12 protein-coding genes and 1 tRNA gene are annotated in these 15,323 nt (G+C 71.6%); 2 read left to right on the top strand and 11 right to left on the bottom strand.

Annotation, left to right across the window (positions count from 1 at the left end; translation table 11 throughout):
* Positions 1–216 precede the first annotated feature (216 nt).
* From ACVWWH_RS10630 to ACVWWH_RS10615, 4 genes are all read right to left on the bottom strand, one after another.
* Positions 217–1,704, bottom strand: a complete 1,488-nt coding sequence (locus ACVWWH_RS10630; RefSeq protein ID WP_457316547.1) for an aspartate ammonia-lyase — start codon at positions 1,702–1,704, stop codon at positions 217–219.
* A gap of 70 nt (positions 1,705–1,774) precedes the next feature.
* On the bottom strand, positions 1,775–2,827 hold the full coding sequence (locus ACVWWH_RS10625; RefSeq protein WP_457316546.1) for an asparaginase: 1,053 nt from the start codon (positions 2,825–2,827) through the stop codon (positions 1,775–1,777).
* 75 nt (positions 2,828–2,902) lie between these two features.
* On the bottom strand, positions 2,903–3,622 hold the full coding sequence (locus ACVWWH_RS10620) for a FadR/GntR family transcriptional regulator (RefSeq protein ID WP_066498399.1): 720 nt from the start codon (positions 3,620–3,622) through the stop codon (positions 2,903–2,905).
* Positions 3,623–3,763: 141 nt separating this feature from the next.
* Positions 3,764–4,486, bottom strand: a complete 723-nt coding sequence (locus ACVWWH_RS10615; protein ID WP_457316545.1) for a DUF1684 domain-containing protein — start codon at positions 4,484–4,486, stop codon at positions 3,764–3,766.
* Positions 4,487–4,527: 41 nt separating this feature from the next.
* Here ACVWWH_RS10615 and ACVWWH_RS10610 point away from each other — a divergent pair, with 41 nt between their 5' ends.
* Both ACVWWH_RS10610 and ACVWWH_RS10605 read left to right on the top strand, forming a co-directional pair.
* Positions 4,528–5,388, top strand: coding sequence for a hypothetical protein (locus ACVWWH_RS10610; RefSeq protein WP_457316544.1), 861 nt, complete (start codon positions 4,528–4,530; stop codon positions 5,386–5,388).
* A 15-nt stretch (positions 5,389–5,403) separates the two neighbouring features.
* Complete coding sequence (locus tag ACVWWH_RS10605; protein ID WP_066498396.1) at positions 5,404–6,207, top strand: transglutaminase-like domain-containing protein; 804 nt, start codon at positions 5,404–5,406, stop codon at positions 6,205–6,207.
* A 24-nt stretch (positions 6,208–6,231) separates the two neighbouring features.
* On the opposite strand, the gene ACVWWH_RS10600 is transcribed toward ACVWWH_RS10605, so the two are convergent.
* The 7 genes from ACVWWH_RS10600 to bcp all read right to left on the bottom strand — a co-directional run bounded on the left by ACVWWH_RS10600 (position 6,232) and on the right by bcp (position 15,231).
* Positions 6,232–6,714 carry a MarR family winged helix-turn-helix transcriptional regulator gene (locus ACVWWH_RS10600; protein WP_457316543.1) on the bottom strand — a complete coding sequence of 161 codons (483 nt, stop codon included), beginning with the start codon at positions 6,712–6,714 and terminating at the stop codon, positions 6,232–6,234.
* Entirely contained in the window at positions 6,711–7,829 is a 1,119-nt protein-coding gene (locus ACVWWH_RS10595; RefSeq protein ID WP_066498392.1) for a CE1758 family FMN-dependent luciferase-like monooxygenase, read from the bottom strand. The genes ACVWWH_RS10600 and ACVWWH_RS10595 overlap by 4 nt, the downstream gene beginning before the upstream one ends.
* 104 nt (positions 7,830–7,933) lie before the next feature.
* A complete protein-coding gene (locus ACVWWH_RS10590; protein ID WP_457316542.1) occupies positions 7,934–11,122 on the bottom strand; it encodes an efflux RND transporter permease subunit in 3,189 nt (1,062 codons plus the stop codon).
* A 120-nt stretch (positions 11,123–11,242) separates the two neighbouring features.
* Positions 11,243–12,733, bottom strand: coding sequence for a malate:quinone oxidoreductase (locus ACVWWH_RS10585; protein WP_457316541.1), 1,491 nt, complete (start codon positions 12,731–12,733; stop codon positions 11,243–11,245).
* A 112-nt stretch (positions 12,734–12,845) separates the two neighbouring features.
* Positions 12,846–14,495, bottom strand: a complete 1,650-nt coding sequence (locus ACVWWH_RS10580; RefSeq protein WP_457316540.1) for an ABC transporter substrate-binding protein — start codon at positions 14,493–14,495, stop codon at positions 12,846–12,848.
* A 130-nt stretch (positions 14,496–14,625) separates the two neighbouring features.
* Positions 14,626–14,707 (bottom strand) — tRNA-Leu (locus ACVWWH_RS10575).
* A 29-nt stretch (positions 14,708–14,736) separates the two neighbouring features.
* Positions 14,737–15,231 carry a thioredoxin-dependent thiol peroxidase gene (gene bcp, locus ACVWWH_RS10570; RefSeq protein ID WP_457316539.1) on the bottom strand — a complete coding sequence of 165 codons (495 nt, stop codon included), beginning with the start codon at positions 15,229–15,231 and terminating at the stop codon, positions 14,737–14,739.
* Between the last annotated feature and the right edge of the window lie 92 nt (positions 15,232–15,323).

Below are 15,323 nucleotides of genomic sequence, written 5' to 3'. Positions count from 1 at the left end.
GGCCCTTGTGGTAGCCGGCGTCCTCGGCATGGATCACATGGTCGGCCGCATGGGCATGACCGTGGTCCTCACGATGATCGGCGACTTCCGTGGTGCTCTGAGGCTGGGGCTGTGAGGAGGACATGGGTCCCTTTCGGTGTCAGGGGGACGTTCCGTGATGGGAGGGTGGGAGGGGTGCGAGGGGAGTCTGGATGGGTGGGGCAGGCGGTGGGCGCGTCAGGCGCCGAGGTTGGCGAGCCGCTCCGGACGGAGGAGCTCATCGAGGCGGTCCCCTGTAAGGAGTCCGCGCTCCAGGACGAGCTCGGCGACGCCGCGCCCGCTCGCCAGGGCCTCCTGGGCGATCGCGGTCGCCTGGGCGTACCCGAGATACGGGTTGAGTGCCGTGACGAGTCCGATCGACTGCTCGACGGTGCTGCGCAGGCGCTCGACGTTCGCCGTGATCCCGCTCACGCAGCGCTCGGCGAGCGTGTGGCAGGCGGCGGTGAGGTGCGTGATGCTCTCGTGCAGGCTGTGCACGATGATCGGCTCGAAGGCATTCAGCTGCAGCTGGCCGCCCTCTGCGGCCATCGTGATCGTGACGTCGTTGCCGATCACCTCGAAGGCGACCTGGTTGACGACCTCGGGGATCACCGGGTTGATCTTGCCCGGCATGATCGAGGACCCCGACTGGACCGCCGGCAGGGTGATCTCCGCGAGCCCGGCGCGCGGCCCCGAGGAGAGCAGCCTCAGATCGTTGCAGATCTTGGAGAGCTTGACCGCCACGCGCTTGAGCACGCCGGAGAGGTGGACGAACGCGCCCATGTCCTGGGTGGCCTCGATGAGGTCGGCTGCGGTCACGAGCGGAAGGCCCGTGACCTCGCCGAGGTGCCGGCAGGCGCTCTCGGCGTAGCCGCCGGGGGCGTTGAGGCCGGTGCCGATGGCGGTGGCGCCGAGGTTGATCTCGTGGATGAGGCCGGAGGCCTCGCGGAGGCGCTCCCGGTCCTCGCCGATCGTGACGGCGTAGGTCCCGAACTCCTGGCCCAGGGTCATGGGCACCGCGTCCTGGAGCTGCGTGCGCCCCATCTTCACCACCGTGCGGAACTCGCTCGCCTTCGCGGCGAACGCGTCCTCGAGCGCAACGAGTGCGGCGAGGAGGTCCTCGATGCCGAACACGGTCGCGACGCGCACCGCGGTGGGGTAGACGTCGTTGGTCGACTGGCTGAGGTTGACGTGGTCGTTGGGATGCAGCGCCGCGTAGTCGCCCTTGCGCCGTCCGAGGACCTCGAGGGCGCGGTTGGCGATGACCTCGTTGGCGTTCATGTTCGACGACGTGCCGGCGCCGCCCTGGATGACGTCGACGACGAACTCGTCGAGGAGGCCGCCCGCGAGGATCTCCCGGCATGCGGCCTCGATCGCGTCGGACCGCTCGCCGTCGAGCAGGCCGAGTTCGCGGTTGGCCCGGGCGGCGGCGAGCTTGACCGCGGCCAGCCCCCGCACGAGGTGCGGGTTGGTGGAGAGGCGGCGCCCCGTGATGGGGAAGTTCTCCACGGCGCGGAGGGTATGCACACCCCAGTACGCCCGGTCCGGGACGAGCCGGTCGCCGAGCAGGTCGTGCTCGGAGCGGTAGCCTTCGGGGACGTCGGCGCCGAGCTCGGCGCCGGTGGGGCCCGACTGGTCGTCGCGTGCGACGGCGGCGTCTTCTGCGGCGGTGGTGGTGGAGGCCATGGTGGTGCCTTTCTGGCGGAGCGGTGTCGGGGGAGGCGTGGGGCGGCTGCGGCGCGGCGCGCCGCGGTGACTAGGCCGCGGCGGGCGGGAAGGCGTCGTCGAGCGCGGTGAGCAGGCCGACCGGACGGCCGCCGCCGAGCACGGGCTGCGCCGCGAGGGCCGCGAGGGGGCCGTCCTCGGCCGCCTCCGGGAGCCCGAGTGCGGCGAGCGCGCGCACAGTGACCGGCATGCGGGCCCGGTCCCCGCCGTCGGAGACCTTGACGGCGACAGCTCTCCCATCGGGCAGGCCCACGAGCTGGACGCCCTCGAAGCCGTCCTTGGCGACGGCCCCCGGGACGGCGCGCATGAGGGCGGTGACATCCCTGCCCTCGCCGGCGACCATGTCGGGGTGGAGGCCCATGGCGCGGCCGACGGCGGCCTCCGGGCTCCCGCTCCCTTCTGCCGCGGCGCGGGCGATCCTGCCGTAGGCGCGAGCCATGCCGACCGGGCTGAGTGCGGGCAGCGGGGTGCCGCAGCCGTCGGTGGTGCAGCTCGCGGGCTCTTCGCCCGTCAGCTCCGCCACCGTGGCGGCGACGAGCCGCTGGAGCGGGTGGGTGGGCGCGAGGTAACCGGCGGTCGGCCAGTCATTGAGGGTGCAGACGGCGGCCATGGCCGCGTGCTTGCCCGAGCAGTTCTGGCACACGCGGTCCGCGCGGCCTCCTGCGGCGATCCACTCACGGCGCTCTCGGACCCCGTAGGGCAGGTCGGTGGTGTTCGCGAGCACCGCCTCGTCGAGGCCGTGGAGCGAGAGAATCCGGCGCGTGCCCTCGCGGTGCGCGGGGCCGCCGGAGTGGCTCGCGGCGGCGAGCGCCAGCAGCTCGGCGGGCAGGGAGAGCCCGGCGCGGACCAGCGCCACGGCCTGGAGCGGCTTGAGGGCGGAGCGGGGGAAGAACAGGGCCTCGGGGCTGCCCGCGCCCCACAGCAGCGCGCCGTCGGCATCCGTGGCGGCGACGGTGCCGTAGTGCACGCCCTCGACCGCTCCGCCACGGATCTGGACGGCGAGCGGAACGTGGGCGGGAAGCGCGGGCGAGGCGCTGCCAGAGGCGGCAGGGCTGTGCGTGGACGAGGCGGCAGAAGAGGTCATGGCTCGCTTGGGTTCGGGGTGGATGGGACTGTCAGGGGCGGTCGGTGCCGGTACGGCCGGCGGCGGGCGTGCCCGTCACCGCTGGCCGAGCCGTTCGACGGCCTCGTCGACGGCTGCGAGGTGTCTGGCCATCGCGGCCTCGGCCCGTTCGGCCGAGCCGGCCTCGATGGCCTCGAGGATCTCCTCGTGTTCGCGGTCGGAGGCCGCCTGGCGGTCCGCGAGGAGGTTGAGCGTCTCGGACTGGTGGGCCAGGGCCTCCCGCAGGTCGGAGAGCACATCCTCGAACACGCGGTTCCCGCTCGCCTTGGCGATGGTCCCGTGGAAGACCGCCTCGAGGGCCACCCGGGCGGCCGGGTCGTCCTCGGCGGCGGTCTCGGCGACGATGCCCTTGAGCGTGGCGAGGTCCTCCTCGGTGCGCCGGAGCGCGGCCAGGCCGGCGGCGGGCACCTCGACGTGCGGGCGCGCCTCCGTGAGGTCCCGGGCCGAGTAGCGGCCCAGCACGAGGTCCCCGGTGGCGCGGGCGGAGACGACGAACGTTCCCTTGCCGGTCTGCGTCTGGGTGAGCCCGAGGGCCGCGCACGAGCGAAGCGCCTCGCGGACCACCGACCGGCTCACACCGTAGCGCGCGGCGAGCGCTGCCTCGGAGGGCAGCTTCCCGCCGACGGGGACCGACCCTGCCTCGATGTCGGCGCGGAGGTCCGCCAGGACGGCCTCCGCCGCACTCACGCGGACGAGGGGGCGGCGCGGCGTTGCGCTGTCCTGCTGTCCACGTGTAGGGCTGTCTGACAGGTTCACGCCACACACTATGGCAGGCGTCACAGCCGGGTGTCAAACAACGGCAGCGTCCGCGGGTGGTGCTAAGGTGCCGCCGCCCTGCGCCGGTCCGCTCGGGGCCCCGCTCCCACGGGCTTGCGTGCCCGAGAATCCGCCGCGCCCTCAGGCGCCCGGCGGTGCGAGCTCTCCTGCCGAGACGTCCACCGAGAGCCGGTTCTCGGGGCCCGGGAGGGGGCACGCCCAGGCCTCGTCGTAGGCGCAGCTCGGGTTGTAGGCGAAGTTGAAGTCCAGGATGTACCGCACCCCCGCGGCGTCGGAACGGGTGCCGAGGAAGGCGCCCTTGATGGAGTCGAGGAGGTACCGGCCGGCCCCGTAGGAGCCGCCCGGTCCCGGGCGCCCCGCCGTGCCGTCGCGGAAGGGCACGAAGATCCCGCCTCCGTAGCCGGCGTGCTCCCACGCTGCGAGGCGGCCGAGGCCGGGCAGTTCGAAGGTGCCGAGCCGGACGAAGACCACGACCCCGTCGGTCCCGGTGGCGACACGCCGCTCCTGGCCGGCGCCCTCGTCAGTGAGCGGGACGTCGAAGCGGTAGGCGGGGTCGTACGGGGCGACAGGCAGCCCGCGGAAGCGTGCGCGGTCGCGGGGCGGCAGGGGAGAGGCGGGGTGCGCGGCGAAGAGGGCGTCCCGCCCGCGCCGCCACAGCTCGTGGCCCTCCCGGGGCGTCGGCGCTGCCCGCACGCGCTCGTAGAGGGAGAAGACGCGCAGCCGCCAGTCGGCCACCTCGTGGGGCAGCGGGGCGGTGGCGAGCGGCGCGGCGGCAGGCCGGGCGTCCCCAGGCCGGGAGTCCGCGGGGTCCTGCGACTCGGCGGGATGCTGCTCGTCGGGCATGGCAACAGCCTACGGGAGGGCTGCTTCGCTAGGGTTGGACCATGGTCGCCGCCAGCAGCACCGAGCCGCCGCGCACTCCCCAGCACCACGCCCGCGCAGCACGCGGGCGCAGTGCCGTCCGAGCGGCCGCAGCCCTCGCCCTCGCCCTGGCCGTCGCCGGCTGCGGGGCCGGCTCGGCCGCACCCACCTGGACGCCGGTGCCGAGCGCAGGGACTGCATCCGCCGCGCCCGGCGGTCCGAGCGCGGGCGCCTCGAGCTCGGGCGCACCGACCGCGAGCGGCTCGGCCAGCGGAGGCACGCCGTCGCCGGGGGCCACGAGCGCCACCTGGAAGACCTACACCGATCCGGCGAAGAAGGTCAGGTTCGACCTGCCCGCGGACTGGATCGTCCAGAGCACCGACCCGGCTGCCGGTGCCGCGCCCGGTTCGCTGCACCTCGAGGTCAAGAAGGCGGACGGGACGTTCGTCGCAGCACTCCAGACCGGCCTGCCGGTCCCGACGTCCGCGCCCTGCGACCCTGCGCAGGCCAAGCCCTACTCGGTGCTCAACAGTGTCCCGGTCACCGTGCCGTTCGCGGACGGCCCGTCGGTCATCACCCCGCGCTTCGTGTTCCGGGTGATCCAGGGCTACAAGTACTTCGGATCGTTCGGGCTCACGGCGCTGGCCACCTCCGCCCAGGACGGCAAGGCGTGCAGGCTCCTCAACATCGTCCCAGGTCCGGCCGGGATCGGGGGGTACTCGTTCGCGGACTCCGTCGAGGTCGTCCCGCCCTCCCCCCAGGCCCAGGTTGCGCCGCTGTCCTCATTCGATACCCTTGCTCAGGCATCGGCCTATGTCCGCGACTCGGGCGACTTCGCCGACGCGCAGCGCATGATCATGTCGCTGGCCTTCACGCAGAACTAGTCCTCCTGGAGCCCCATGCAGCGCACCGTCGGTGCCCACCTGAAGTTCACGACCGCGCCGCACACCAAGCTGGCCATGGCCATCGCCGTGGCCCGCGTCCCCGGGTACACCTCGTTCGAGGAGGAGCTCGTGGTGACCGCCGGCGACAGGACGGTGGCACCGCGCGAGCTCCTCGACGGGCACGGCGGCCGCTTCCACGTCCTCGAGCTCGCGGAGCCCACCGAGGTCGAGGTCGCCTACCGGGCGGTCGTCGAGGGGACCGGCGAGCCGGAGCCCGTCGACGAGATGGAGCTCATCCGCTACGTCCGGCCCAGCCGCTACGCGGAGAGCGACCGCCTGCTCCCCACCTCGTACGCCCACTTCGGCTCGCTTGCCGGGCTCGAGCTCGTCCAGGCCGTCCGGGACTGGGTCAGCGCCCAGCTCGCCTACGTCAGCGGATCCTCGCGCGGGACGGACGGGGCCGTCGAGACCCTGCTGCACCGCCGCGGCGTCTGCCGCGACTTCGCGCACCTGGCCATCGCGCTCCTGCGGGCCAAGGACGTCCCCGCCCGGCTGGCCGCCGTCTACGCGCCGGGCCTGCGGCCCATGGACTTCCATGCCGTCGCGGAGGCGTTCGTGGACGGTGCGTGGCACGTGCTGGACCCCACGGGGCTCGCCCCGCGGGCCTCGATGCTGCGGATCACGGCCGGGCGGGACTCCTCGGACACGGCCTTCCTCTCGACCGTCGGAGGACGGCTCACGCTCAAGCGGCTCACCGTGACGGCCGAGGCCGCCGATCTTCCCGCCGAGGACCCGGCCGCGCTCGTGGCCCTCGGCTGATCGGGCCGGCCGCCCCAGGCGCGCTCAGAGCGGGTGGTCCGCCACCACGTGCTCGCGCAGGCGCGCGGCGAGGTCGCGCAGCGCGGCGAGGTCACCGGCGTCGAGCGCCCCGCCCATGATCCGGTTGATCTCGCGCACGTGGGCGCGGCCCACCTCCCGCTGGACGCGCGCGCCCTCCTCGGTGAGGCGGACGACGACGCCGCGGCCGTCCGCGGGGGCGCTCTCCCGGGCCACCAGTCCCTGCCGCTCGAGCCGCTCCACGAGCCGGGACAGGCTCGACTGGGCGAGCAGGACGTGGTCGTTGAGCTCGTTGAGCCGCAGCCCCCGCCCCTCGCACCGGCTCAGGGTGAAGAGCACGTCATAGCTGTTGATGCCGAGGGTGCGGAAGGCCGGGTCGCGCTGCAGCCGGCGCATCACGGCGACCTGCGCGCGGAAGAGGGACTCCCACGCCTCGGACACCTCCCGGACGGACGGGCCCGCGTGGGGCGCCGGCGTCGTCTCCGTCATTGGGCCGCCTCCTCGGCCACGGCCTCCTCCGCTGCCCCCTCCGCGGCGCGCCGCGCGGCGACCCGCGCCGCGTGGGTCGGAGCCTCCGGGACGTCCGCGGGGCGACCCTCGGCGAAGCCGGCCCGGAGCTCAGGGAGCACCTCGCCGAGCAGGTCGAGCTGCTCGAGGACGGTCTTGAGCGGCAGGCCGGCGTGGTCCACCAGGAACAGCTGGCGCTGGTAGTCCCCGAAGTAGTCGCGGAAGGCCAGGGTCTTCTCGACGAACTCGGCCGGGCTGCCCACGGTCAGCGGTGTCTGGGCGGTGAAGTCCTCCATGGAGGGGCCGTGGCCGTACACCGGGGCGTTGTCGAAGTAGGGCCGGAACTCGCGCTTGGCGTCCTGGGAGTTCGGCCGGATGAAGAACTGCCCGCCAAGGCCCACCATCGCCTGGTGCGCCTTGCCGTGCCCGTAGTGCTCGAACCGCTCCCGGTACAGGTTGATGAGCCGGATGTAGTGCTCCTTCGGCCAGAAGATGTTGTTCGCGAAGAACCCGTCCCCGTAGTACGCGGCGAGCTCGGCGATCTGCGGGGTGCGGATGGAGCCGTGCCACACGAAGGGCGCGACGCCGTCCAGAGGGCGAGGGGTGACCGTGAAGCCGTGCAGCGGGGTGCGGAACTTCCCGCTCCACGTCACCACCTCCTCGTCCCAGAGGCGGCGAAGGAGCGCGTAGTTCTCGACCGTGAGCTCGAGGGAGTCCTGGGGGTTCTTACCGAACCAGGGGTAGACCGGGGCGGTGTTGCCGCGGCCCAGCACGAGGTCGGTCCGGCCGCCCACGAGGTGCTGGAGCATGCCGAAGTCCTCGGCGATCTTCACCGGGTCATTGGTGGTGATGAGCGTCGTCGTGGTCGAGAGGATGAGCTTCTCGGTCTGCGCGCCGATGTAGGCCAGCAGCGTGGTGGGGGAGCTCGGGTAGAACGGCGGGTTGTGGTGCTCGCCGGTCGCGAAGACGTCGAGGCCCACCTCCTCTGCGTGCTTGGCGATCGTGACGATCGCCTGGATCCGCTCGCCCTCGGTGGGCAGGTGGCCCGTCGTGGGGTCGAGGGTGACGTCGCCGACGCTGAAGATGCCGAACTGCATGAAACGACCTTTCATCGGGCCCGGGCGGCGGTCGCCCGGGGAGATAAATGCATTTGCATCTATCTCAACGGGGGACCGCCGCCGGACATTCCCGCCGGCGCCCGTCAGTCCTTCGCGGCGCGGCGCCCGCTCACCCGGGGAACGGCTCCGGTGGTCCAGTCGCCCTCGCCGTCCCCCTCGTCGGCCGCCTCGGCCACGGGGGTGCGCTTGAGGTCGCGCAGCAGCCTCCGGCGCTCGAGCCCGCCCTCGACGAGCCGGTAGAGGACCGGGACCAGCACGAGGGTGAGCGCCGTGGAGGAGACGAGTCCGCCGATCACGACGACGGCGAGCGGCTGGGCGATGAACCCGCCGCCGCCCGTGAGGCCCAGCGCCATGGGCGTGAGGGCGAAGATGGTCGCGAGGGCCGTCATGAGGATCGGGCGCAGCCGCTGGCGCGCACCCTGCTCGATCGCCTCCGCGAGCGGCAGGGCCGGGCGCCCCCCGTGCGGGCGGCGGTACTGGTTGATGAGGTCGATGAGCACGATGGCGTTCGTCACCACGATGCCCACGAGCATGAGCAGGCCGATGAGGGAGGGCAGGCCGAGGGGGATCCGGGTCGCGAGCAGCAGCAGGATCGCCCCGGTTGCGGCGAACGGCACCGACACCAGGAGCACGAGCGGCTGGAGCAGGCTCTTGAACGCGGCGACCATGATCACGTACACGATCGCGATCGCGGCGAGCAGCGCGAGGCCGAGCTGCTGGAACGACTGCGCCTGCTGGCTCGCCGCGCCGCCCACCGACGCCGTCGCGCCGCCGTCGAGCGCCAGCGCGGCCACCCGCTTGCTGACCTCGCCGCTCACCGAGCCGAGGTTAGCGTCACCCGGTGTCACCGAGACGGTCGCGGTGCGCTGCCCCGCGGTGCTGGTGACGGTCACCGGGACGTCCACGGCCTCCACAGAGGCGATCTGCCCGAGCGTGAGCCCGCCCGGAGCGCCCGGGATCGGGATGGCCCGGACGGCTCCGATGCTCTGGAACTGCGTGCCCTTGCCGATCCGCACCGGGTAGTCGGTCGTGTCGATGCGGACGGTCCCGGCCGGGATCGGGCTCACCGTCGCGGCCAGCGCGTTGCTGATCTGCTGCTCGTTCAGCCCCGCGGCGGCGGCCTTCGCGCGGTCCACCTTGACCTGGACCACAGGCTGGGCGGCCGCGAGGTTGCTCGTGACGTCCGTCGCGCCGGGGACGTCCTTGAGCGCCGCGACTACCGCGTCGTTGGCCTTCGCGAGCGAGGCCGAGTCGGGCGCCTTGACGGTCACGTCCACGGTCGACGCCGTGCCGAACCCGCTCTGCTGGCTCCCCACGGAGACGGTCCCCACCCCGGAGAGGCGGCCGACGGCGTCGCGCACCTGCTGCTGGAGCGCCGCCTGGTCCTTCGACTCGTCCGTGATGACGGTGAACGTGGCGTTCGAGGCGCCCGAGGACAGGAAGGCGCTGAAGCCTGTGGTCGAGTTTCCGATCGTCACCTGGACGGTCTGGACGCCGTTCACGCCCTTGAGCACGTCCTCGACCTTGGCCGCCGCCGTGCTCGTCGCGTCCAGGCTCGTGCCCGGGGGGAGCTTCTGGGTGACGGTGAAGTTGTTCTGGCCCGTGTTCCCGAGCAGGTTGGTGGGCAGGAGCGGCGCGAGGGCGAACGTGCCGACGAGGATGATCGCTCCGGCGACGAGCGTGATCGCCGGGTGCTTCTGCGTGCTCTTCAGGATCGGCAGGTAGCCTCGCTGCAGCGGGCTGCGGCGCTCCTTCTCGTGCGCTTCGGCCTCGACCTCGGCCCGGTTCGCCGCACCCGGTGACCGGTGGCCGAGGAACCAGTACGCGAGCACGGGCACGATCGTGAGGGCGACGACGAGCGAGGCGAGCAGCGCCATCGTGACGGTGAGCGCGAACGGCCGGAACAGCTCGCCGGCGAGGTTCCCCACGAAGGCGATCGGCAGGAACACGGCGACGGTCGTGAGCGTGGAGGCCGTCACCGCGGCGGCGACCTCGCGCACCGCGTTGAGGATCGCCGTCGTCTTCTCCTCGCCGTAGCTCAAGTGCCTCTTGATGTTCTCGATGACCACGATCGAGTCGTCCACGACGCGGCCGATCGCGATCGTGAGCGCGCCGAGCGTGAGGATGTTCAGCGAGTAGCCCGCGGCGAACAGCCCGATGAACGTGATGAGGAGCGAGAGCGGGATCGAGACCGCCGTGACGAGGGTCGAGCGGACCGAGAGCAGGAACACGAGGATCGTCAGGACCGCGAAGCCGAGGCCGAGCGCTCCCTCGGTGGTGAGGTCCCGGATGGACTTCTCGATGAACGGCGCCTGGTCGAACACCGTGGTGAGCTTCGCGTTCGAGCCGAGGTCCGAGGCCAGCTGGGGGAGCGCGTCCCGCACGGCGTGCGAGATGGCGACCGTGTCGCCCTCGGGCTTCTTCGTCACGGACAGGGCGAGGGTCGGCTTGCCGTCGGTCCGGGTGATCGACGTCGCGGCATCGTCCTCGATCGTCACGCTGGCGACGTCGCCGATCGTCGTCGGCTGCTTGGCCCCCGTGAGCGGCAGCGCCTTGACCGCATCGGTGGAGTCCACCGGGCTGCCGGCCTGGAGCGAGAGCGACTTCCCCTGGTCCGTGACCGTCCCGATCGGCACGAGCGCGCCGTTGTTCTGCAGGGCCGTGCGGATGGAGCCGATGTCGACGCCGCGGCCCGCCATCGCGGCGGGGTCCGGCTGGATCTGGAGGTGCTGCGTCGCGCCTCCGGTCACGTCCACGCTGCGCACGCCGTCGATCTTCGTGAGCTTCGGAACGGCCTGCTGGATGAGCTGGGTGTCCAGCTGGCTGAGCGGCTTGTCCGAGGAGGCGGCGATGAAGACGATCGGGAAGTCGCTGATGCTGCCGGCGAGAGTGTTGGGGGAGGCGTCGGCGGGCAGCTGGGACTTGACGTTGGAGACCGCGCGGTCGATCTGGTTCCGGGCCCGGTCCAGATTGGTTCCGTACTGGAACGAGAGCCGGATCGTCGAGACCCCGGTGCGGGAGGTCGAGGCGCTGCTCTCGAGCCCCTCGACGGCCTGGAGCGACTTCTCCAGCGGCTGGCCGATCTGCTTGTCCACGACGTCCGGCGACGCGCCGGGCATCGAGGTGACCACGGTGAGCTGGGGGAACTCGATGGACGGGATGAGCTCCTGTTTGAGGCTCGTCGCCGTGATGACCCCGAAGACCGAGGCGAAGACCATGATGAGCGCGATGAGCGCCCTGTTCGCCATGGACAGGCGGGCGAGCCGGAACATCGGTGGCCCTTTCGCGTGAGGCCGGCCGTTCCGGGGACGGTGTGGCCGGGAGTCGTGGACTGGTAGCGAAATGGCCCGCGTCCTCGGGCAGGAGGACGCGGGCCGGAAACGGACGCTGGCCTAGTGGGCCGCGGCCGCGAGTCCGAGCACGGCCGAGGTGTTCGCGGCGATCTCGGCGGCAAGGTCCGGATGGTCGTTGAGCTTGATGCCGTACCCGGGCATCATCTCGCTCAGCTTCGGCTCCCAGCCCTTGAAGTTCTTCGGGAACGCGCGCCGCATGAGCTCGAGCATGATCGGCACGGCCGTGGACGCGCCGGGCGAGGCGCCGAGGAGGGCGCCGATCGAGCCGTCACGCGAGGTGATGACCTCGGTGCCGAACTGGAGGACGCCGCCCTTGGCCTGGTCCTTCTTGATGATCTGCACGCGCTGGCCGGCCGTGATGAGCTCCCAGCCCCCGCCCGAGGCGTCGGGGTAGTACTCCCGCAGCGCCTCGATCTTCTTCTCGTGGCCCTTGGCGACCTCCTTGACGAGGTAGGCCGTGAGGTCCATGTTGTCCTTCGCGACCGCGAGCATCGGGATGATGTTGCCGGGCCGGATGGAGAGCGGGAGGTCCCAGAGGGAGCCGTTCTTGAGGAAGTTCGTGGAGAAGCCCGCGTACGGGCCGAACAGCAGCGAGCGCTTGCCGTTGACGTAGCGCGTGTCCAGGTGCGGGACCGACATCGGCGGCGCCCCGACGGAGGCCTGGCCGTAGACCTTGGCATTGTGCCGCAGCGCGACCGACTCGTCCGTGCTGCGCAGGAACTGGCCGGAGACGGGGAAGCCGCCGTAGCCCTTGCTCTCGGCGATGCCGGAGTCCTGGAGGAGGTGCAGCGCTCCGCCGCCGGCGCCGACGAAGACGAACTTGGCGTGGATGCTGCCGCGCTCGCCCGAGGACTTGTGCCGCGTCGAGACGTTCCAGCCGCCCCGCGCACGCTCGAGCCCGCTCACATCGGTGTCGTAGTTCACCTCGACGCCGTTGCCCGCGAGGTAGCCGACGAGCTCACGGGTGAGCTGGCCGAAGTCCACATCCGTGCCCTCGGCCACCCGGGTCGCCGCCACGCGCCCGGCGCCGCGGCCCTCCATGACGAGCGGGGCCCACGCGGCGATCTGCGCCGGGTCCTCGCTGTACTCCATCGTGGAGAAGAGGGGGTTGGGGTGGAGCGCCTCGTAGCGCGTACGGAGGAAGTCCGCGTGGGCGTCGCCGATGACGAAGCTCATGTGCGGAACGTTGTGGATGAACCCGGACGGGTCCGAGATGCTGCCGTCGCCCACGAGGTGGGCCCAGAACTGGCGCGAGAGCTGGAAGCCCTCGTTGATCCCCAGCGCCTTCGCCGGGTTCACCGAGCCGTCATTGGCCTGCGGGGTGTAGTTGAGCTCGCAGTACGCGGCGTGGCCGGTCCCGGCGTTGTTCCAGGGGTCCGAGCTCTCGAGCCCCGCTTCGTCGAGGCGCTCGAAGAGCACGATGCTCCAGCTCGGCTCGAGCTTCTTGAGGAAAGCGCCGAGGGTGGCGCTCATGATGCCCCCGCCGACCAGAACGACATCGGCAGATCGGGTGGTGGAAATGAAGGTCACTGAAGTCTCCCTGCACAAATGGACCAGTGGCAGAATATCCCCCGCCCGGCCGGATCGCTAAATCCTCGAAGGGTTGCAGTCAAGCCCCTTCCGCAGGATTTTTTCGGTCTGCCTAAGCGCCTGCGGCGAGCGTCACATGGTTGAACGTCTCGTTGAGGACGGGCGACGCCGGGTAGGTCGCCACCCGCGAGGAGACCGCCACCGCGGAGATCGGGTAGGCAATGGGCACTGCGGGGGCCGTCGAGCCGATCTGGCCGTTGATGTTCTGGTAGGCCTGGGTGCGGTCGTTGCCGTCCGGCAGCCCGCGGGCGCGTTCGATCTTGCTGAAGATCTGGGCGTCGAAGAAACCGAACTCCCCGTTCTTGGCGCCGAAGAGGGGCGCCAGGAAGTCGTCGGGGTCGCTGTAGCTCCCGTAGCGGCCCAGCAGATGGAAGGCGTGGTCCCCGGCCGTGGTGACCTTCTGCAGGTACCCGTCCTCCCAGTCCACCGGGACGGGCTTGATGTTCAGGCCCAGCAGCGTCAGCTGGGCGGAGAGCTCCGCGTAGACCTTCTCGGGGTCCGGCAGGTAGAGCCGTGTGACATTGAGCGGATAGTAGAAGGGGAGTTCCTCGCCCTTGTAGCCGGCCTCGCTGAGCAGCCGCTTGGCCTTCTCGGGGTCGTAGGAGGGGAAGCCGCCGGCGGCATTGAAGCCGCTGAGCTTCGGAGGGACGAACTGCGAGGCGGCCTTCGTGTCCTCGAGGAAGAACGGCTTGATGACCGCGTCCTTGTTGATGCCCATCGCGATCGCCTGGCGCACCTTGTCGTTCTGCAGGAGCGGCACGGCCTGGTTCATCCCGAGGTACATGACCGAGAACGGGTCGCGCCGCACCACCTGCAGGCCCTTGCGCACGAGGGTCTCGATGTTCTCGACGGTCACCGCGTCGTAGCCGTCGATCGTCCCGGCGAGGAGCGCCTGGAGCCGGGACTGCGGCGTGTCGTACACGACGAGGGTGAGCTTCGAGATCTGCCCCCGGGGTCCCCAGTAGGTGGGCGAGGACTCCAGGACCACCGAGTCCTTGGTCCACTCGCGGAACCGGAACGGGCCGGTGCCCACCGGGTGCTGGGCGTAGCGGGAGATCTTCGTCCCCGACGAGGGCTGGTCCTCGACGTCGGCGGTGCCGGCCTTGAGGGCCGCGGGGGAGGAGATCGCGAAGGCGGGGGTGGTCATCGCCGCGAGGAAGCTCGTGAGCGGCTGCATGAGCTCGATGCGCACCTCGTGCTCGCCGAGGACCGTGCACCGCTTGTAGAGCGAGAGGGACGCCTGGTCGGCGTGGGCTTTGAACACCGCGGTGAAGGCGAGCCCGGTGTGGTTCGAGCGGAACTGCGGTGAGAACGCGTACCAGCGGTCGAAGTTGGCCTTCACGGCGGCGGCGTTGAACGGGGTCCCGTCATGGAAGGTGACGCCCTCCCGGAGGGTGAAGGTCCACGAGAGGAGGTCCGCGCTCTGCGTCCACGCGGTGGCGAGGGCCGGCGCGGGGGCCCCCGTGTCGGGGTCGCTCGTCACGAGGCATTCGAGGACCTGGCGTGTGACGCGCCAGGACTCGATGTCGGCGGTGACGGCGGGATCGAGCGCGATCGGTGGGGCGGGGGTGGCGAAGGTGAACGAGGCACTGGGCGCGGTCGATCCGCTCGGGGTCGGAGACGGCCGGGGGATGGGCGACGCCGTGCACCCGGTCAGGAGGACCGCCGCCGCCGCTGCCTGGAGGAGCTCCCTCCGCCTCATGGTCCGCGCGCCACTCACGACCTGTCTCACGCCTTTCGCTCCCGCCGCATGCCCGGCGCCCTTGTGTCCCTGGGTGTCGACCTGCTCGGCCGGGCCGGCCCTGAGGAGGGCGGACTGGAGCCGGAGGCGGTGCGCGAGGAGGGACTTGAACCCTCACGTCCGAAGACACAGGAACCTAAATCCTGCGTGTCTGCCAATTCCACCACTCGCGCGGCACCCCGCCTCTGGCGGGGCAACTCGATCAGTGTACCGGGACGATCTTCAGGTCCCGCTGGAGCTTGGCCACGTGGCCCTTGGCCCTCACGTTGTACTGCGCGAGCTCGATCCGCCCGTCGGCGCCGATGACGAAGGTGGACCGGATGAGGCCCTGATAGGTCCGGCCGTAGTTGACCTTCTCGCCCCACGCGCCGTACGCCTCGGCGACGCTGTGGTCCTCGTCGGCCACGAGCCGGAACCCGAGGTGCTGCTCTGCGGCGAACCGGCGCACAGCGTCGGCCGGATCCGGAGAGATGCCCACCACGGCGAGGCCGGCCCCCGAGATCGCCGCCAGGCTGTCGCGGAAGTCGCACGCCTGCTGCGTGCACGCCGGCGTGCCGGCCTGGGGATAGAAGTAGAGGACGGTCCGCTGGCCGGCGAAGTCGGCGAGGGACGTGGTCCCGCCCTCGGAATCGGGCAGCGAGAAGGCGGGGGCGGCGTCGCCCGCCGAGAGGCGGTGGGAGGGTCCAGTCGTGGTCACGGACCGAGCCTAGCGCCAGTGCGCGCGCCCCCGTACTGCCCCTCCGTGGGCCGCGGAGGGAGTGTGGGGCACCTCACTCGGGCGGAGCGCCG

Source organism: Sinomonas sp. RB5, assembly GCF_054063535.1.
Note: the sequence above shows the minus strand (reverse complement) of the source record. Positions and strands in the feature narration are given on the sequence as shown.

Bases quoted from the DNA above. Each gene is read 5' to 3' on its own strand.
- ACVWWH_RS10630 (WP_457316547.1), bottom strand. From the start codon at position 1,704: ATGGCCTCCACCACCACCGCCGCAGAAGACGCCGCCGTCGCACGCGAC.
- ACVWWH_RS10625 (WP_457316546.1), bottom strand. From the start codon at position 2,827: ATGACCTCTTCTGCCGCCTCGTCCACGCACAGCCCTGCCGCCTCTGGC.
- ACVWWH_RS10615 (WP_457316545.1), bottom strand. From the start codon at position 4,486: ATGCCCGACGAGCAGCATCCCGCCGAGTCGCAGGACCCCGCGGACTCC.
- ACVWWH_RS10610 (WP_457316544.1), top strand. From the start codon at position 4,528: ATGGTCGCCGCCAGCAGCACCGAGCCGCCGCGCACTCCCCAGCACCAC.
- ACVWWH_RS10605 (WP_066498396.1), top strand. From the start codon at position 5,404: ATGCAGCGCACCGTCGGTGCCCACCTGAAGTTCACGACCGCGCCGCAC.
- ACVWWH_RS10600 (WP_457316543.1), bottom strand. From the start codon at position 6,714: ATGACGGAGACGACGCCGGCGCCCCACGCGGGCCCGTCCGTCCGGGAG.
- ACVWWH_RS10595 (WP_066498392.1), bottom strand. From the start codon at position 7,829: ATGCAGTTCGGCATCTTCAGCGTCGGCGACGTCACCCTCGACCCCACG.
- ACVWWH_RS10590 (WP_457316542.1), bottom strand. From the start codon at position 11,122: ATGTTCCGGCTCGCCCGCCTGTCCATGGCGAACAGGGCGCTCATCGCG.
- ACVWWH_RS10580 (WP_457316540.1), bottom strand. From the start codon at position 14,495: ATGAGGCGGAGGGAGCTCCTCCAGGCAGCGGCGGCGGCGGTCCTCCTG.